This window comes from Streptomyces sp. CB02056 (assembly GCF_001905545.1).
In the GTDB taxonomy this organism is placed as follows: Bacteria; Actinomycetota; Actinomycetes; order Streptomycetales; family Streptomycetaceae; genus Kitasatospora.
Genome location: NZ_LIPD01000006.1, coordinates 239,459 through 258,425 on the forward strand (window position 1 = coordinate 239,459; position 18,967 = coordinate 258,425).

At 75.7% G+C, this 18,967-nt stretch carries 8 protein-coding genes; 1 reads left to right on the forward strand and 7 read right to left on the reverse strand.

Going from position 1 to position 18,967, the window contains the following annotated elements; all coding sequences use genetic code 11:
- Positions 1-18 precede the first annotated feature (18 nt).
- The 7 genes from AMK13_RS18210 to AMK13_RS18240 all read right to left on the reverse strand — a co-directional run bounded on the left by AMK13_RS18210 (position 19) and on the right by AMK13_RS18240 (position 18,417).
- The gene (locus AMK13_RS18210) at positions 19-3,153 is read right to left on the reverse strand and encodes a non-ribosomal peptide synthetase (RefSeq protein WP_074003137.1); all 3,135 of its coding nucleotides are present in this window, start codon (positions 3,151-3,153) and stop codon (positions 19-21) included.
- Positions 3,150-8,681, reverse strand: a complete 5,532-nt coding sequence (locus AMK13_RS18215; protein ID WP_074003138.1) for a non-ribosomal peptide synthetase/MFS transporter — start codon at positions 8,679-8,681, stop codon at positions 3,150-3,152. The genes AMK13_RS18210 and AMK13_RS18215 overlap by 4 nt, the downstream gene beginning before the upstream one ends.
- A gap of 55 nt (positions 8,682-8,736) precedes the next feature.
- Positions 8,737-11,802, reverse strand: a complete 3,066-nt coding sequence (locus tag AMK13_RS18220; protein ID WP_074003139.1) for a non-ribosomal peptide synthetase — start codon at positions 11,800-11,802, stop codon at positions 8,737-8,739.
- A 495-nt stretch (positions 11,803-12,297) separates the two neighbouring features.
- A complete protein-coding gene (locus tag AMK13_RS18225; RefSeq protein ID WP_107418767.1) occupies positions 12,298-14,214 on the reverse strand; it encodes a glycoside hydrolase family 5 protein in 1,917 nt (638 codons plus the stop codon).
- Positions 14,215-14,379: 165 nt separating this feature from the next.
- The gene (locus AMK13_RS18230) at positions 14,380-15,300 is read right to left on the reverse strand and encodes a siderophore-interacting protein (protein WP_338016308.1); all 921 of its coding nucleotides are present in this window, start codon (positions 15,298-15,300) and stop codon (positions 14,380-14,382) included.
- A 70-nt stretch (positions 15,301-15,370) separates the two neighbouring features.
- A complete protein-coding gene (locus AMK13_RS18235) occupies positions 15,371-16,315 on the reverse strand; it encodes a DUF5996 family protein (RefSeq protein ID WP_074003142.1) in 945 nt (314 codons plus the stop codon).
- Between the two features lie 119 nt (positions 16,316-16,434).
- A complete protein-coding gene (locus tag AMK13_RS18240; RefSeq protein WP_074003143.1) occupies positions 16,435-18,417 on the reverse strand; it encodes a heavy metal translocating P-type ATPase in 1,983 nt (660 codons plus the stop codon).
- 109 nt (positions 18,418-18,526) lie between these two features.
- On the opposite strand from AMK13_RS18240, the gene AMK13_RS18245 reads away from it, so the two are divergent.
- Positions 18,527-18,922, forward strand: coding sequence for an ArsR/SmtB family transcription factor (locus AMK13_RS18245; protein ID WP_074003144.1), 396 nt, complete (start codon positions 18,527-18,529; stop codon positions 18,920-18,922).
- Positions 18,923-18,967 lie beyond the last annotated feature (45 nt).

Sequence of the window (18,967 nt, forward strand, 5' to 3'; positions counted from 1 at the left end):
GACCACTCGGCCGCCCGCTCAGCCGGAGAGGCGCCCGGCCGCCTCCTCCTCGCTGAGCGCGTCGATCTCGGCGATCAGCAGCGCCTCGATCCGGGCCGCGAGGGCGGCCGGTGTGCTGCTCTCGAACACCTCGCGGATGGGGATGTCGAGTCCGATCCCGGCCCGGATCCGCGCGGCGACCCGGGTGACCAGGAGCGAGTCCCCGCCGAGCGCGAGGAAGTCGTCGAACACCCCGACCCGCGGCACTCCGAGGACCTCCTGCCACAGCTCGGTGACCAGCTGCTCGGCGTCGGTGCGCGGCGCGACGTAGCCCGACCCGGCGGCCGGCCCGGGGTCGGGCAGGGCCGCGAGGTCGGGCTTGCCGTTCGGGGTCAGCGGCAGCCGGGCCAGCGTGACGACGGCGTCCGGGACCATGTAGGCGGGAAGCCGTACGGCGAGGTGCTCGCGCAGCTCGGCCGGCCCGGGCTCGGCCCCCGGGCGCGGGACGGCGTACGCCAGCAGCCGACGGCCGTCGCGGACCAGCACGGCGGCCTGCGCGACGCCCGGGTGCGCGGTCAGCGCGGACTCGATCTCGGCGGGCTCGATCCGGTAGCCGCGGAGCTTCAGCTGCGCGTCGCCGCGCCCCAGGAACTCCAGCCGGCCGTCCGCCCGCCACCGGGCCCGGTCTCCGGTGCGGTACATCACGCCGCCGGCGAAGGGGTCGGGCACGAAGGCCGTCGCGGTCAGGTCGGGCCGGCCCAGGTAGCCCCGGGCCAGGCCGCTGCCGCCGATGTACAGCTCGCCCTCGGAGCCCCGGGGCAGCAGTCCGCCGTGCTCGTCCAGCACGTGGAGCCTGACGCCGGGCAGCGGGCGGCCCAGCGAGGGCCGGCGGTCGGTGTCGGCGGCCGTCAGCTCGGCCGCGGTGACGATCACGGTGGCCTCGGTGGGGCCGTAGGTGTTGACGAGCCGGACCGCGTCCCCGTGCCGCCGGCGCCACCGGGCGACCGTACCGGCGCGCGCCTCGGAACCGCCGATGACGACCAGGCGCAGCGCGTCCGGCCAGCTGGTCCCGTCGTCCAGGCCGACGAGTTCCTCCCAGTACGCGGTCGGCAGGTCGAGCACGGTGACGGTCCGGCCGGCCGGACCGGCCAGCAGGTCGGGCAGGGTCCGGCCGCCGCCGGGCAGGAGCACCACGCACGCCCCGGCCGCGAGGGCCGGCCAGAGCTCCTCCACGTGGGTGTCGAAGCCGAGGGAGGCGAACTGGACGATCCGGTCGTCGGGGCCCAGCGCGTAGCCGTCCGGGCCCGCCATCCAGTCGACCCGGGCGGAGACCGCCGGGTGGTCGACCGCGACGGCCTTCGGCGCCCCGGTGGACCCGGAGGTGTAGAGGACGTAGGCGAGGGCCCGCGGGTCGGGCGGGGCGAGGTCGGCGGTCCCCGCCCCCGGCAGGTCCGTGCCGGTGAGGGTGAGGACGGCGTCGGCCTCCCGGACCATCAGGGCGCGGCGCTCCTCGGGGTGGGCCGGGTCGAGCGGGAGGTAGGCGGCACCGGCCTTCCAGACCGCCGTCAGGGCCACCACCAGGTCGAAGGAGGGCGCCATCGACACCGCGACCACCCGGTCGGCCACCGGGCCGAGCCGGCGGGCCAGTTCGGTGGACCGCCGGTCGAGTTCGGCGTAGGACAGCGTCCGTCCGTCGCACTCCAGGGCCGGCGCGTCCGGTCGGGCGGCGGCCTGCTCGGCGAACCGCTCCAGCACCGTCCGTACGGCGGCCGGAGCGGCCGGGCCGGCCCCCAGGGCGAGCAGCGCCGCCCGCTCCTCGGCACCGACGAACCAGTCGCCGTGCAGGGGGAGTTCCGGGTCCTCGACGATCCGCGCGTACAGCTCGCGGCACCGGTCGCCGAGCGCCTCGACGGTCCCCCGGTCGAACAGCTCGCGGTCGTAGCAGAAGGAGAGCGTGATCCCGCCGTCGGGGGTGCGCCAGCTGTCGAGCAGCAGGTCGGTCTTGGCCTGGTCGAAGCCGGAGTCCATGCCGGTCGTCCGGACGCCCTCGGGCAGGGCCGGCTCGCCGGAGCCGACCGCCAGGTCGTTCTGGCTCTGGTGGACGAAGACGGCCTGGTAGAGCGGTCCGGCTCCGGTGTCCGCGGGCAGGCCGAGGTGGGCGGCGAGCCGCTCGGCCGGGGCGTCGGGACGGCTCAGCGCGGCCAGTGCGGCGGACCTGGTCCGCTTCAGCACGGTGCGGAAGCCGGGCTCGCCGGTGAGGTCCGACCTGATCACCGCGGTGCGGTTGAAGTAGCCGAGCAGCGCCTCGTGCGCCGCCTCGGTACGGCCCGCCAGCGGGGTGCCGACCACGAAGTCCCGGCAGCCGGTCCAGCGCGCGAGCACGCTCTGGTAGCCGGCCAGCAGCACCATGAACGGGGTGCACCGCTCCTGCCGGGCCGTCCGGTCGAGGGCGGCGGTCAGCTCGGGGCCGAGGTCGACGGTGACGAAACCGGCGGGTCTGGTGGGGCTGGAGGGTCTCGGCCGGTCGAACGGGAGGCGCAGCGCTCCGGTGCCGGCGAGCCGGTCCGCCCAGAACCGGAAGGCCTCCTCGCCCGCCTCCCCGCCCGTCCTGGCGCGTTCGGCGCGGGCGAAGTCGCCGTACTGCAGGGCGAGTTCCGGCAGTTCCGCGGGTGCCTCGCCGATCGCCTCGCGGTAGAGGGCGAGCAGTTCGCGCCACATCGTGCGGAAGGACCAGCCGTCCGCGACGATGTGGTGGACCACGACGCTGACCGCGTGTTCCCGCTCGCCGGCGCTGATCAGGGTCGCGCGCAGCGGCGGCGCGGCGGCGAGGTCGAACGGCGCGTTGACGTACGGGCGGCAGGCGTCGGTGAAGTCCTGCTCGGTCGCGCCCTCGGGCAGGCGGATCGTGACCAGGTCGGTCGCGGCCGGGGGCTGGACCAGCTGGACGGGCTCCGCCTCGTCGGGTCCTTCGGGCGCGAAGCGGGTGCGCAGGATCTCGTGGCGGGCGGTCAGCCGGTCCAGCGCGGTGCGCAGGGCCCGGGGGTCGATCGGCCCGGTCCAGCGCCGGTTGAGGTACATGTTGAAGCCGGCGTCGTCCGGGTGGACCTGCTGGAGGAACCAGAGCCGGCGCTGTTCGGCGGTCAGCGGGTGGATGGCGGTGGCGGTGGTGGTCACCGGACGGTCACCTCGGTCTCGGAGCGGTGCGGGAGGGTGGGCGCGGCGGCGTCGGCGGCCCGGTCCTGGATGGTCTGGAGGCCGACCAGGTCGTCGGGCTCGGCGTCGGGGACGTCCCGGTCGAAGTGGCGCAGCACGGGCACGGCCAGGCAGACCAGCGCGAGGGCCGCCATGGCGAGGCCGAACAGCAGGTAGAGCAGTCCGATGCCGCGGCCGTCGCCGGTGCCGATGAGCCGCCCGACGCTGCCGGCGAGGGCGCCGTCGTGGTCCATCAGCGGCTGGAGGAGTCCGGGGCCGAACGGGGCGACCACGGCGAAGCCGACCGGCAGGGTCGACCAGGCGACCATGGTGTTCACGGCGATCACCCGGCCGTGGAAGCGCAGCGGCACCTTGGTCTGCACGATGGTCGCGTAGGCGCCGTTGAGCAGGGCGAGCGCGAAGGTCATGCCGAACGCGCCGAGGGCGACCGTCCAGATCGACGGGCGCAGCCCGGTGAGCAGGCAGGCCGCGGCGACCACCAGGGTGGCGAGCAGCACCCCGCGCAGCTTCCGGCGGCGCGGTCCGCCCCAGGCCACCAACGTGATCCCGCCGAGCACGGCGCCGAGGCCGGCGGCCGTCGACACCCAGCCGGCCGCCGAGAGCGGGGCGAAGGAGAGCACGAGCGGGGTGGTGAGCAGGAACAGCGGGGAGAGGAAGACGTTCAGGACGGCGAAGTACAGCAGCATCGCGCGGAAGTGCCTGCTGCCCAGGGCCCGGCGGAAGCCTTCGCGGATCTCCGCGGCGATGCTCTCCCGGCGGGTGGAGCCCATCAGGTCGGGGAACCGGACGGCCAGGGTGACGGTGACCGCGACGGCGTAGCCGGCCACGTCGAGGGCGAGGATGCCGCCGAGTCCGATCGCGGCGAGCAGCCCGACGGCGAACAGCGGGACGAGGAACTGGGCGAGGCCGAAGGCCATCTGGACCACGCCGTTGGCTCGGCCGAGGTAGCGCTTGGGGACGAGCTGCGGCACCGCCGCGTTCCAGGCGAGCCGTTGGAAGGAGAGGGCGGCGGACAGCACGGCGATGAGCGCGTAGGCGTGCCAGACCTGGAGGCCGCCGGTGGCGTACAGCAGGAGCAGGAGGGCCTGGGTGAGTCCGGCGGCGAGGTCGCCGAGGAGCATGGTCCGGCGCCGGTCCCCCCGGTCGACGACCGCGCCGGCGAGCGGGGCGGCGAGGATGCCGGGCACCAGGCCGCAGGCGGCCAGCAGTCCGAACTGGGCCAGGGAGCCGGTGCGCAGGTAGATCCAGACCGGGAGGGCGAACTCGGTGAGCGCCGATCCGATCATCGACACCTGCTGCCCGGAGGCGACGGTGAGGAAGCGGCGCATGGTGGGGCGGACGGACGCCCGGTCCCCGTCCGAGGCCGGCCGTCCGGCGTCCCGGGAGAGCCCGGCCAGCCACCAGGTCGCGCTGTCCGTGCGGCGGTGGCGGTCCTCCTCCCCCGCGGCGATCGACCGGTGGACGCCGGTGACGACGGCCGCGAGTTCGGCGGCCCGGTACTTGAGGTAGAAGTGGCCGGCCTCGTCGAGGACGACGACCGCGGTGGTGTCGGCGATCCGGTGCCACTCGCGGAAGCGCTCCTGGTAGAACTCGGTGGCCGGGTCGCGGTCGCCGCAGACCGCGATCACCGGGGCCTTGATCCGGCCGCCCTCGGTCGCGAACATCCGGGTGAAGTACCGTTCGACGTCCTTGGTGCCGGTACGGCGGTTGCGGACGATGAGCCGCAGCTGCTCCGGGTCCAGTTCGTCGGTGTCCAGGCCGGCGGCGGCCAGCCCGTTGATCATGTCCTGGTCGCTGCGCAGCCGGTCGAGGAGTTCGGCCCACCGCTCCCCGACCGCCGCGCCGCGGCCCTTGGGCCGGGCGAAGGGGAAGATGCCGCCGAGGTGGACGGCGTCGATGTCGCGGCCGGCGGCCTCGACCCGCCGGGCGATCTCGACGGCGAGGCGCACGCCGACCCCGCAGTGCCCGTACAGCACGATCCGGCCCTCGACGTTCTCGAGGATCTCGCGGGCGCAGCGGTCGGCGACCTCGTCGACGTCCATCGGCTGCTCGCCGAGTTCGTGTCCGGGGACGGCGACGGAGTGCAGTGCCCAGTCCTCCGGCAGGGCGTCGGCGAGCGGTTTGTAGATGAGGGCGCTGCCGCCGCCGTAGGGCGTGCAGACGACGCTTCCGGTGGTGCGGCGCCGCTCGGGGGTGAGGCGGTGCAGCAGGCCCCGCGGCCCCCGGTCGGCGGCCGGGTCGGCGACGAGCGCGGCGAGTTGGCGGACGGTCGGGAAGCGGAAGAGGTCCATCACGCCGACGGGTGTCGGCAGGTCGGGGAAGGCGCGGCGCAGCCGGGCGACGACCTGGGTGGCGAGCAGCGAGTGCCCGCCGATCTCGAAGAAGTCGTCCAGGGCGCCGACCGTCGCGACGTCGAGCACCTCGGCCCAGATCGCGGCGATCAGCGTCTCGGTCTCGCCCTCGGGCTCCACCCGGCCGGCGGCCGGGGCGGCGTCCTCGGGTTCGGGCAGGGCCTTGCGGTCGACCTTGCCGTGGGCCAGCAGCGGCAGCCGGTCGAGGACGACGAACCGGGCGGGGACCATGTAGTCCGGCAGGACGGCGCCGAGCTCCGCGCGCAGTTCGGCGGGGGCGGGGGCGGTTCCGCCGCCCGGGCGCTCGAGGTAGGCGACGAGGTTCTGCCTGATCCCCTCGCCCCGGACGGTCACGAAGGCCTGGGTGACGCCGGGCAGCGCGGTGAGGGCGGCCTCGATCTCGCCGGGCTCGACCCGGTAGCCGCGGACCTTGATCTGGTCGTCGGCGCGTCCGAGGTACTCCAGCGTGCCGTCCGTCCGCCAGCGGGCCAGGTCTCCGGTGCGGTACATCCGGCCGCCGGTCGCGGTGAACGGGTCGTCGAGGAAGCGTTCCGCCGTCAGGTCGGGGCGGCCCAGGTAGCCGCGGGCGAGCCGGTGCCCCCCGAGGTGGAGCTCCCCGGTCACGCCGGGCGGCACCGGCCGCCGGGCGCCGTCCAGTACGTAGCAGCGCGCGCCCGCGAGCGGGGTGCCGATCGGCGTGTTCCCCGGGCCGTGGTCCTCCGGGTGGACCTCGTGGACGGTGACGCCGACCGTCGCCTCGGTGGGGCCGTAGTGGTTGAACACCGCGCACCGGCCGAGGCCGGCCAGGTCGGCGGCCCAGGCCCGGGACGAGGCCTCGCCGCCGAGCACCAGGGCCCGGTGCGGCAGCAGGCTCTCGAGCGGGGCGTCGGCGGACAGCGCGGCCAGGTGGGAGGGCGTCATCTTGAGGTAGTCGAGCCGCGACGCCTCGATGTGCCCGGCGAGTTCGGCGCCGGCGATGCGGCGGGGCAGCAGGTGGACCTGGCCGCCGGTGGTGAGCGCCAGGTAGAGCATCGTGATGCTGAAGTCGAAGGACAGGGACTGCAGCAGGCCGTAGCGGGCGCCGGGTTCGATCCGCAGCCGGTCCCGCACGCCGGCCAGGTAGTTGAGGATCTCGCGGTGCTGCACCGCGACGCCCTTGGGCTGCCCGGTGGATCCGGAGGTGTAGATGACGTACGCGAGGTCGTCGGGGCCGGAGGCCTCCGGGAGCGGCGCGTCGTCCGGGGCGCCGTCCGGCGCCGGGGCGGCGCGGTCCACGAGCAGCTCCGCGCCCCCGTACGCGGGGAAGCGTTCCCGCAGCGCCGAGTCCGTCACCAGGACGCGCGCGTCGGCGTCCGCCACCAGGTGGGACAGCCGGGCGGGCGGCTGCTCCGGGTCCAGTGGCAGGTAGCAGCCGCCGGCCTTCAGGACGGCGACCAGCGCGACCGCCAGGTCCGGCGACTGCTCCAGGCACACCGCCACCCGGTCGTCCGGCCGGACGCCCAGCGCCCGCAGCCGCCGGGCCAGGGCCGTCGCCCTGGTGTCGAGTTCGCGGTGGGTGACGGTGGCGTCCTCGAAGACCAGGGCCGGGCGGTCGCCCGCCTGCCGGGCCGCGGCGGCGAGCAGCGCGGTCAGCGTCCGGGGGCCGCCGTCGGGGAGGTCCGGGCCGGCCGCCCAGTGGTCGAGCACGTCGGCGCGCTCGGTCGCGGTCAGCAGCGGCAGGTCCTGGACGGGCCGGTCCGGATCGGCGGCGGCCGCGGTGAGCAGGACCTCGAAGCGCTCGGTGAGCCGGCGCACGGTGTCGGCGTCGAAGAGGTCGGTGCGGTAGGTGATCAGGCCGAAGAGCCCGCCGTCCTTCTTCTCCCGGAGGTAGAACGCGAGGTCGGCGTGGCTGGTGGTGGCCGCGTGCCCGAATCCCTCCGCGGTGGCGGCGGGCGCGGCGGAGGCCGCGCGGTCGCCGTAGTTCTGGAAGGCGAAGGTCACCTGGAACACCGCCGAGCGGCTGACGTCCCGCTCGATGTCCAGGTCCGCGACCATCTGCTCGAACGGCACCTCCTGGTGGGTGTAGGCGTTCAGCGTCGTCTCCCGCACCCGGCCGACGAGCTGCCCGAAGGTGAGACCCTCCTCCAGCCGCGCCCGGATCGGCAGCATGTTGACGAACGCGCCGACCACGCCCTCCAGTTCGCGGTGGAGCCGGCCGGCCACGGCCGAGCCGACCGCGAAGTCCCGCTGTCCGGCGTGCCGGCCGAGCAGTGCCTGGAGCCCGGCCATCAGCACCATGTACGTCGACGCCCCGCGGGCGCGGGCGCACTCCGCGAGGGCCTGCACGAGCTCCGGGCTCCAGTGCAGTTCGACGGCCGCGCCGTCGTAGCCGAGCAGCGGCGGCCGGGGTCGGTCGGCGGGCAGCTCCAGGGCGGGGACGTCGGCGAGTTCGGTGCGCCAGTAGGCGCGGGAGTCGGCCAGGGCGCCGCTGTCCAGCCGGTCGCGCTGCCAGCGCGCGTAGTCCCCGAACTGCACCGGGAGCGGCGGGAGTCCGGCGTCGGTGCCGTGGGCGTGCCGGGCGTAGAGCGCGTCCAGTTCGCGGTTGAGGATGTCGATCGACCAGCCGTCGCCGACGATGTGGTGCATGACCAGGGCGAGGACGTGGTCCTCGTCGGCGAGCCGGACCAGCAGGGCCCGCAGCAGGGGGCCGCTCGCGAGGTCGAAGGGTCTGGCGGCGAGCGCGCCGATCTCGTCCGCGGCTCTTCGTCCCGGGTCGGGGTCGTCGGAGGCGTCCACGAACTCGGCGGGGAACGGGCCCGGTTCGGCGACCAGGACCTCGGCCCTGCCGTCCTCCGTGACCGGGAAGGTCATCCGCAGCCCCTCGTGGCGCTCCACCAGGGCGGCCAGGGCGGCGTCCAGCGCCGGGCGGTCCAGCGGCCCGCGCAGCCGCCGGGCCGGGGCGAGCGTGTACGCGGTCGCGCCGGGCGTGAACTGGTCCATGAACCAGAGCCGTTCCTGTCCGCTGGACAGTGGCGGCGCGCTGTCCGCAGGGCGGGGCTCGACCACCCGCACCGGGGCCGCGGCGCCCCGCAGGCGCTGGGCGAGGAGGGATCGTTTGGCGGCGGACCAGTCTGCGGGCAGGTCCCGGGTGTCGGTCATCGGCAGTCCATTCGGGCGTGGAGCGGGGCGGTCGCGGAAGGGCGGTCGGCGGCGGTCAACGCCGCTCTCGCACGACGGCGGCCAGGGCGGCCGGGGTGGAGGCGTCGAAGAACAGGTCGAAGTCGAGTTCGACCCCGAACGCGGCGCGGATCCGGGCGGTGATCTGGATGATCGTCAGCGAGTGCCCGCCGAGGTCGAAGAGGTCGTCCTCCGGGCCGATGCCGGAGGCGCCCAGGACCTCCTCCCAGATCGCCAGGACGCCCGCGGTGACCTCGTCGGCCGCCACGGGACCGGCCGCGGCGGTGCGCGGCGGGGCGGGCAGGGCGCGCCGGTCGAGCTTGCCGCTCGCCGTGAGCGGCAGGCGGTCGAGGGCCACGAACTGCCGGGGCACCATGACCGCGGGGAGGGTGCGCAGCAGGTGGTCCCGCAGGTCCGCGTCGGACGGCGGTTCGCCGCCGGGTGCGGCCACCCGGTAGCCGACGAGCGCGGGTTCCCCATCGGCCTGCCCGCACACGGCGACGGCGGCCGCGGCGACCGCCGGGTGGCCGAGCAGCGCGGCCTCGATCTCGCCCAGTTCGATCCGGTGGCCGCGGATCTTCACCTGGTCGTCGATCCGGCCGTGGAACTCCAGTTCGCCGTCCGGCGTCCACGCCGCGAGGTCACCGGTGCGGTACATCCGGCCGCCGGTTCCGGCGAACGGGTCCTCGACGAAGCGTTCCGCCGTCAGTTCGGGGCGGCCGCGGTAGCCGTCCGCGACGCCGTCGCCGCCCAGGTGGAGCTCGCCGGGGATCCCGATCGGCAGCGGCCGGCCGTCCGCGTCCAGGACGTACGCCCGGGTGTTGGCGACCGGCCCGCCGATCACCACGGCCTCCGGTCCGGCCGGGACGTCGGCGCAGGTCGCGTAGATCGTCGCCTCGGTCGGGCCGTACCCGTTGATCAACCGCCCGAGGGAGCCGCGGAGTTCGCGGGCCAGCGGCAGCGGCAGGGCCTCCCCGCCGACGATCCCGGTCAGCCCGGCCGGCAGCGGCCCGGCGCTGAGCAGCACGCGCCAGCCCGCGGGGGTCGCCTGGAGGTGGGTCACGCCCTCGCGCCGGACCAGCCCGACCGTTCCGGGCGCGTCCAGGGCGGCGCCCTCCGGTGCGAGGACCAGCCGACCGCCGGTGACCAGTGGCAGCAGGATCTCCAGCCCGGATATGTCGAAGGAGAGCGAGGTCAGGCCGAGCCAGACGTCCCCGGGCCCCGAGCCCAGCCGTTCGGCGAAGGAGGTCAGCAGGTTCACCAGCGCCCGGTGCCCGATCTCCACTCCCTTGGGCCGCCCGGTCGAGCCGGAGGTGTACAGCACGTAGGCGAGGTCGCCGGGCGGGGTGGGCGCCGCCGCGGACCCCGGCTCGGCGCGGGCGCTCCCGAGCCGGAGGACGGCCGGTGCCGCCGCCACCACGTCGGGGGCGGGCTCCCGGTCGGCGACCAGCAGGGCCGCGCCGGAGTCGGCGAGCACGAAGGCGAGCCGCTCGGCGGGGTGTCCGGGGTCGATCGGCAGGTAGGCGGCCCCGGCGGCGTGCACCGCGAGCAGGACGGCGGGCAGGTCGGCGGAGCGCTCCAGGTGCAGGGCGACGACGTCGCCCCGGCCGACCCCGGCCCCGCGCAGGACGGCGGCCAGTTCCTCGGTCCGCGCCACCAGCGCCCGGTAGGTCAGCCTCGCGGCGCCCGCGCTGACGGCGGGGGCGTCCGGCGTCTCGGCGGCCCGCTCCCGCACCAGGTCCAGCACGGTGCGCTCGCGCGGGTAGGAGCGGGCGGTGGCGTTCCACCCGTCCGTCACCAGGTACCGCTCCTCCGCGCCCAGCACCGGCAGGGCGCTCAGCGGCGCCTCGGGCGTGGCCGTCGCGGCTTCCAGCAGCGCCGTGTAGTGCCCGGCGACGCGGTCCGCGGCGTCCGGCGACAGGACCGCCGGGGCGTACTGGAGCGAGAACGCGAGCCCGTCGGCGGTGTCGACCGCCTGGAGGTGCAGGGTGTTGCGGGCGGCGCCGTTGAACACCGTGCGGTCCACCCGGACGGTGCTCCCCGGGAACACCGGGTCCACGGCGCGGGCGCGCCGGTAGCCGAACGACACGGGGGCCAGCCCGGCGCGCGGCGTGAGGCCGCCGACGGCCGCGCCGAAGGGCACGGGGCGGAACGGGTACCCGCCGCGGGCCTCGGCGCGCACGGCCCGGGCGTACTCGGCGAAGGACGTCCCGGTGCCCACCCCGGCCGGGGCGTGCACCGGCAGCTCGTTGACGAACAGCCCGATCTCCCCGGCCTGTTCGGGCGTCCGGACGGACAGCGGCACGGAGACCGGGACGGCCTCGCCGCCGTAGCGCAGCAGCAGTGCGTGCAGTGCGGCGAGCAGGAACTCGAAGACGGTGACGCCGCAGCGCTCCGCGGCCTCGGCCACGGCGGCCCGGCCGCGCGCGTCCGTCCGCCACGTTTCGCAGGCTCCGGAGGCCGGGGCGGTGACGGCGTGCGGCAGTCCCGGGAGGACGGGCTCGGTCGCCGCGGCCCACCGCGGGCCGTACCGGTCCGCCGCCCGGCGGACGAGGTCGGGGTCGGGGTCGAGCGGGGCCGGGGGCGTGGACGGGGGCGTGAACGGGCTCCGGTCGGCGGCCTGCGCGGGCCCGCCCAGGGCCTGCGCGTAGGCCGTGGCGAGGTCCGCCACCAGGACGTCCTTCGACTCCCCGTCGAAGACCGCGTGGTGCACGACGGCGAGCAGCTCCGCCGCCTCACCGCGGCCGCGGTAGAGGGTGAACCGCGCCAGCGGGCCCGCCTGGAGGTCCAACGGGCGTGCCGCGTCCTCGGCCAGCCGCTTCTCCCGGCTCTGCGCGCAGTCCTCGGAGGCGTCGACCACGTCGAGGACCGGGGCGGTGCCGGGCTCCGCGACGAGGCTCCCGCCGCGCTCCACGAACACCTGGGACAGCACGGGGTGTCGTGCCGTCACCGTCGAGACGGCACGGGCGAGGGCGTCGGCGTCGACCCGGTCGAAGGAGAGCAGGACGGGCATGTGGAACACCCCGTGGTGGCCGCCGAGGCGCTCGGTGACCCAGATGCCCCGCTGGAAGGGCGAGGCGTGCGGGGGGAGGGAGTGTGGCATGTGCGGCTCGATTCGGCAGTCGGTGAATGGTGCGTTCCCCGTGGCCGGGCGCCGACGTGGCCGACGCCGCGGATGCTCTGGCGACGCGGCCGACGGGCCGCCCCCCGGCCTCGACCTGCCCGGCCCGCAGATCCCCCCTGCGCACCGCCGGAGCGCCGTCGGTCCTCTCCCCGTCGAAGAGGCCGATCATGGTCCAGACCTGCCGAGAGGTTGGCAGAGAAGCCCTGCGCCGTCAAGGGTCGTTCCGACCCGCAGGAAAGACGTCATGAACGCGTCCAACCTGCGGGAATGCGACCACGGGGGCGGGCTTCTGATCGTTCGTCATCGTCTCAACGGGCGGCCGCTCCCGCCGTCGGCCCCCGGACCCCCGGAGCCCTCGCCGAATCGGGTCCGGGCCGTCGCCGCATCAGCTGAGCGCCCGTCGCCGGAGCGGCCCAGCAGCCACCGCCGGATCAGCCCCGGGGCCCGCCGATTCGGCCCCGGGGCGCCGCCGGATCAGCCGAGCGGGCGGCAGAGCAGCGCGGCCGGGGCCCCGTACTGGAGGCGCTGCCAGGTGGACGCGACACCGGCCAGGTACTCGCCGTCCGCGCACTGGCCCTTGTAGCGGCCCGGCGCCCAGTCGCTCGCCACCGAGCCGCCGGTGGCGGGCCGGTTGTCGCCCCGGTCGAACCAGACCGTGCGGCCGGTCAGCGGCAGCGGACCGGCCGCCGGGGCGCAGAGCAGGGCGGCCACGGCGTTGGCGCGCACGCTGTAGCCGACCGCGAGGCTGCGGTCGGGGCACTGGAGCTTGTCGTAGCCGGACGCCCAGTCCCCCGCGGTGACGTAGCGCTCGTCGGTGACGGTGGTCCAGTCGCCGCCGCCGGCGGCCGGCTCGCCCGCGTCGGTGCACAGGGCCCGGCTGTCGCCGCGGGCGAGGGCGGTCAGGCGCAGGCCGTCCGGGCAGTCGCCCTTGCGGTTGCCGGGGCTCCAGTCCGGGCGGGCCAGCATCCGCCGGGAGAGGACCTGGTCGGCGTGGTCGAGGGCGAGCATGCTCCAGTGGTCGACGGCGGGCACCGGGCCGCTCGCGGCCGGCGCGCCGACCAGCCGGGTCCAGTCGGCGGCCCGCCAGTCGCCGGGGTCGGTGAGGCCGGTCCGGGCGCCGTCCGGGCCGTAGGAGAGCAGCGCCCAGCTGTCCTGCGGCCGCCCGGCGGCGTCGGCCCAGCCGACCAGCGGCCAGACGGCGAAGTCGGTGTCGCCGCGCACCAGGATGTCGGTGAACGCGTGCAGCCAGGCCTGCTCCTTGGCGTCGGTCGAGCCCCGGCCGCCCGCGCCGAACTCGCTGATCCACACCGGGGCGGTGAAGTGCTGCCCGGCCCGGGTGACGAACAGCGCCTGGTCGTCCACCACCTGGGCGAGCTGCTCGGGGGTGAAGTCCTGGTAGCGCGGGTCACTGGTGGATCCCGGGCCACTGCCCGCACCGGTGTTGGCCGGGCCGGTGTAGCCGTAGAAGTGCGCGGCGTAGACCAGCTTGCCGGAGTCGATCAGGGTGTGGGAGAGGTTGCGCACCGGGGTGAGCATCGGGCGGCCGTGGCTGAACCCCGCGGCGGGGATGCCGTACCAGTTGATGCCCTCCATGACGACCAGCAGGTCCGGGTCGGCCCGCAGGACGCGGTTGCCGGCCTCCTCGAAGGCGGCGTACTCGTCGTGGGCGTCGCCCAGGCCCCAGTTGGGGTCGTCCCAGACGTCCCGGCGGACCTCGTTGCGCAGGTCGACGCCGACCACCCGCTTGTCGGCCTTGTAGCGGTTCACCATGAACAGCCAGTCGTCCTCCCACTGCGCGGTGGACTGGCCGCTGTTCCAGCGCTCGTTGCCGTCCAGGCCGCAGCAGAAGCGGTAGCTGGTGGTGTGGTTGTTGAGGATCACCGCGAAGCCGTCGGCGGTCAGCGCGGCCACCACGGCGTCGAACACCTGGAGCGGGGTCCGGCCGCGCAGCTGCGGGTTGGCGGCGACGGCGGAGTCCGGCACGGGGGCGGTGTCGTGGATCATCGCGTTGGCGAACGGCAGCCGGACGCTGTTGAGGCCCAGCCCGTGGAAGTCGGCCAGCAGCCGGGCCACCGGCACCCGGTCCAGGCCCAGCGGGAGGTTGTGCGACACCTGGTCGGCCTGGTTGTTCGCCGGGTCGTCGGTGTTCCCGCTGCCCTGCCAGGTGCCCTGGGCTCCGGCCCAGTTGGCGGCCTTCAGCTTGAAGCGGTCGCCGTCGGCGTCGACGATGTAGCGCCCCCGGGTGCTCAGCGGGCCGGTCCAGGACGCGGCGAGCCGGGCCCCGGCCCCGCCGTCCGGCGCCGCGATGCCAGGGCCCGCCGCCAGTACGGCGAGCACCGGCAGGGCCGCGACCAGGGCGAGCAGGCGCGCCGCGAGACTCTTCATCGTCATCCCCGCTGTGGTGAGGTGGCTCGGGCCGTCACCCGGCGCTCGGGCGCGCCGTCGGCGAGAATGACAATATGACGGAACCTCATGTTCCGGGAGGGTGCATGCGGCGGCGCTTCCCCGGCGGCCCCGGCCTCGGTCCTCGGCGTCCTCGCCCCGGCGGCCCCGGCCTCAGTCCTCGCCGCCCTCCCCCGGGCCGTCCTCGGCGCGCTGGTCCTCGGTGCGCCCGGCCCGCCAGTAGCCCATGAAGCAGACCGCGCGCCGGTCCATCCCCCGCTCGCCGACCAGGTGGCGGCGCAGCTCGCGCACCGAGGCCGCCTCGCCCGCGATCCAGGCGTACGGCCGCCCGTCCGGCAGGTCGGTGGCGCGCACCGCCCCGGTGAGGCCCGGCGCGCCGGAGCGGCGGTGGAGCCAGACGGTCTCGACCCCGGCGCGCTGGGCCGGGAGGTAGGCCTCCTCGGCCGGCCCGTCCACCTCGGCGAAGATCCGGACCGGCAGGTGCGCGGGCAGTTCCTCCAGGATCGCGGCGATGGCGGGCAGCGCCGACTCGTCCCCGGCCAGCAGGACCCAGCCGGGGTCGGCGGGCAGCCGGAACTCCACGCCGCCCGCCTCCTCGACGGCCGGTCCGCAGACCACCACCCGGTCGCCGGGCGCGGCCGTGGCGGCCCACCGGGAGCCCGGGCCGAGGTCCCCGTGCACGGCGATGTCGATGTCGATCTCGTCGGGGTCGCGGCGTTGGCCGCGGACGGTGTAGGTGCGCAGCACCGGGCGCACCCGCGGGTCGGCCTCCCGCCAGCTCTGGTACCAGCCGAAGTCGCCGTCGCCGGGCGGGATCAGCGGCTCGGACTGCCCGGGGAGCGGCAGCAGCAGCTTGATCCGCTGGTCGAGGCCGCCGTTGACGAACCCGGCGAGGCTCTCACCGGTGAGCGTGACGCGGACCAGGTGCGGGGTGAGCCCGGCGGTGCGGGCGACGCGCAGGGGGAAGAGCGCGAAACGGGCGGGAGCGGTGACGGTGGACAGGGCGGGCTCCTTCCAGCGAACGGGCGGACGCCGCGGCCGTGCCGGTCCGTTCGTCGTCGACGCGAACCGCAGCTTAGGTGAGGCTAACCTAAACTCCGCACCGAGGACAGCCGCCCTGGTTCGCCGTCAGTCACCGTTCCCGTCAGCCGCCGTTCCCGGCCGCCACCGGGTCGGTGATGCCGCCGGGCGAGGCCTCGCCCCGGACGTCCCAGCCGGCCAGGCGGGCCGCGGGCTCGTAGACGGACTCGTAGAAGTCCAGCACCACGGCACGCGGGTCCTCCCGGCCGCGGACCTCGTCGTACGGCAGGACGGCCAGGTGGCTGCCGCTGCGCTCGACCCAGCCGGCGGTGCCGGGGCGGAGCGGGCTGTCGGCCAGGCCGGCGGGCTCGGGGGCCGCGTAGGAGTAGAAGGCCGGGTTCGGGAAGGAGTCGTCGCCGAACCAGAAACCGGAGCTCACGACCTCGCGGGAGTAGGCCTCGCGGGTCACCGGGTCGACGGTCCGCGGCTGTTCGATCACCCGGCCGGAGAACCGGGTGACGGCGATGTCGAAGGTGTGCCAGAAGTGGTGCACCGGGCTGATCTTCCCGCAGAAGCCGGCGGCGAACTCCTCCAGCACCAGGTTGACCTGGCTCAGCACCTGCCAGTAGCGGTTGACCCAGAACGGGTCGTAGGCGGCGTGCTCGGTGTCCTCGGTGAACGGCCGGCCGGCGTCGGGCAGGTCGAACGGGAACGGGTGCGAGACCGTGACCGGCACGCCGACCGCCGCGAGGGAGTCGAGCGTACGGCGGTAGAACGACGCCACGGACTGGCCGGTGAGCGGGAACGAGGCCGTGCGGCCGTCCGAGGAGGAGACCACCAGCCGGTGGTCGACGAAGTCGAAGTCGACGCAGAAGGTCCCGCCCCCGTCCAGCACCGCCATCGGGCGGGTGGTGATGCCGCGCCCGGTGAGGTGGTAGGGGACGTTCCACCAGTGGTTGCGCCGCACGCTGCACGCCAGGCGGATCTTGCCGACGACCTGGGCGAAGCGGTGGACCGTCGCCTTGGAGTCCTGCCACTGGGCCAGCGGGATCGGGGGGAACAGCTCCATGAGGGCCACGCTAGGCCGGTGGGGGCCGCCCCGCATCCGCACCCGGCCCCCGCACGGCCTCGGCCGACGCGCCCCGCCGAGGGACGCGCCGGCCTCGTTCCGACCTTGTTCCGGACCCGTCAGAGGGCGCGCGCCCTCGTCCAGGCGGCCTCGCGCAGCAGCCGCAGCCCGTTGAGGCCGACGATCACGGTCGAGCCCTCGTGGCCGAGCACGCCCAGCGGCAGCGGGAGGGTGGCGACCAGGTCCCAGACCACCAGGACGGTGATGAACACCGAGGCGATCACCAGGTTCTGCACCACGAAGGACCGGGCCCGCCGGGAGAGCGCCACCACGGCCGGGACGGTGGCCAGTTCGTCACGGACGATCACCGCGTCGGCGGTCTCCAGCGCCAGGTCGGAGCCGGCCCGGCCCATCGCGATGCCGGTGTGCGCGGCGGCCAGCGCGGGCGCGTCGTTGACGCCGTCACCGATCACCAGCACCTTCCGTCCGGCCGCCTCCTGCTCCCGGACAGCGGCGACCTTGTCCTGCGGCAGCAGCCCGGCCCGGACGTCGGTGATACCGACCTCGGCGCCCAGATGGGCGGCCGCGCGGGGGTTGTCGCCGGTGAGCAGCATCGGCGCGGTACCCGTGAGGGCCGTCAGCGCGGTGACGGTGGCGGCGGCGTCCGGGCGCAGCCGGTCGGCGATGCCGAGCACGCCGACCGGGACGCCGTCCGCCTCGACCAGCACGGCGGTGCGGCCGGCCTCCTCCAACTCGGCCGCCAGCGCGGCGGCTTCGGCGCACGCGGCGTCGGTACGGCCGTTGATCAGCCGCGCGGGCGCGCCGACCGCGACCACCCGGCCGTCGACGGTGGCGGTGACGCCGACGCCGGGGGTGGAGCCGAAGTCCTCGGCGGCGGCCGGGGTCAGGCCGCGGTCGCGGGCGGCGTCGACGACGGCGCGGGCGAGCGGGTGCTCGCTGGGGTGCTCGGCCGCGGCCGCCAGCGCCAGCAGCTCCGCCTCGGCGAGGCCGGAGCCGGTGAGCGGCCGGAGGTCGGTGACGCGCGGGGTGCCCTCGGTGAGGGTGCCGGTCTTGTCGAGGGCGACGGCGTCGACCTGGCCCAGACGCTCCATCACGACGGCGGACTTGACCAGGACGCCGTGCCGTCCGGCGTTGGCGATGGCGGAGAGCAGCGGCGGCATGGTGGCCAGCACCACCGCGCACGGGGAGGCGACGATCATGAAGGTCATCGCCCGCAGCAGCGAGCCGGTGAAGGCCGCGCCGAAGGCCAGCGGGACGGCGAAGACGGCGAGGGTGGCGGCCACCATGCCGAGCGAGTAGCGCTGTTCGACCTTCTCGATGAACAGCTGGGTGGGCGCCTTGGTCTCGGAGGCCTCCTCGACCAGCTGCACGATCCGGGCGATCACCGTGTCGGAGGCATCCCGCTCGACCCGCAGCCGCAGCGCCCCGGTGCCGTTGAGGGTGCCGGCGAACACCTCGTCGCCGGGCTGCTTGGCGACCGGCAGCGGCTCGCCGGTGATGGTGGCCTGGTCGACCTCGCTCGCGCCGTCGAGCACCCGCCCGTCGGCACCGATCCGCTCGCCGGGCCGGACCAGCACGGTGTCCCCGACGGCCAGCCGCTCGGTGGGCACGGTCTCCTCGCCGCCGTCGGGCAGCAGCCGGGTGGCGGTGGCCGGGGCGAGGTCGAGCAGTCCGCGCACCGAGTCGGCGGTACGGGCGGTGGCCAGCGCCTCCAGGGCGCCGGAGGTGGCGAAGATGACGATCAGCAGCGCGCCGTCCATGACCTGCCCGACGGCGGCGGCGCCGAGCGCGGCCACGATCATCAGCAGGTCGACGTCGAGGGTCCTCTCCCGCAGCGCCTGGAGCCCGGCCCAGCCGGGTTCCCAGCCGCCGGTGGCGTAGGCGAGGGCGTACAGCGGGCCCCAGGTCCAGGCGGGGGCGCCGGTCAGCTGGAGCGGCAGCGCGACCAGGAAGAGCACCGTCGCGGCGGCGGCCCAGCGGGCCTCGGGCAGCGACAGCACCCGGGTGCGCCGCCGGGGCGCGGTGTCCGGACGCGGCGCGCCCGGGGACGCGGGGCGCTCGGTCAGGGTGGTGGAGGACATGGCGGACGGGACCCTTCGGGGCAGGCCTGGGCAGGGCGGGGCCGGTGACTCACTCACGATACATGAACATATGAAGGCCCCTTCATCTATCAGTTGTAGTATTGCCCGCATGGGTCATGGAGCCACCCCCGCCACCGCCGTCCCGCACACGCGCCTGGACGCCACCAGCGCTGCCCGGGTGGCCACCACCCTGCAAGCCCTGGCCACACCCTCCCGGCTGCTGATCCTCTCCCGGCTGCGCGAGGGCCCCTGCGCCGCCACCGAGCTCGCCGCCGAGGTCGGCCTGGAGCAGTCCGCCTGCTCCCACCAGCTGCGCCTGCTGCGCAACCTCGGCCTGGTCATCGGTCGGCGCAACGGCCGCCAGGTCGTCTACGCGCTCTACGACAACCACGTCGCCGCACTGCTCGACCAGGCCGTCTACCACATCGAGCACCTGCGCCTGGGCCTCAGCGACGCCGACGACCCCCAGGACGCGGACGAGCCGGTCGGCACCGCCACCCGCTGACATCGGCGCCGGGTCGCGCACCCTGGGCCGACGGCACCCGTGCGG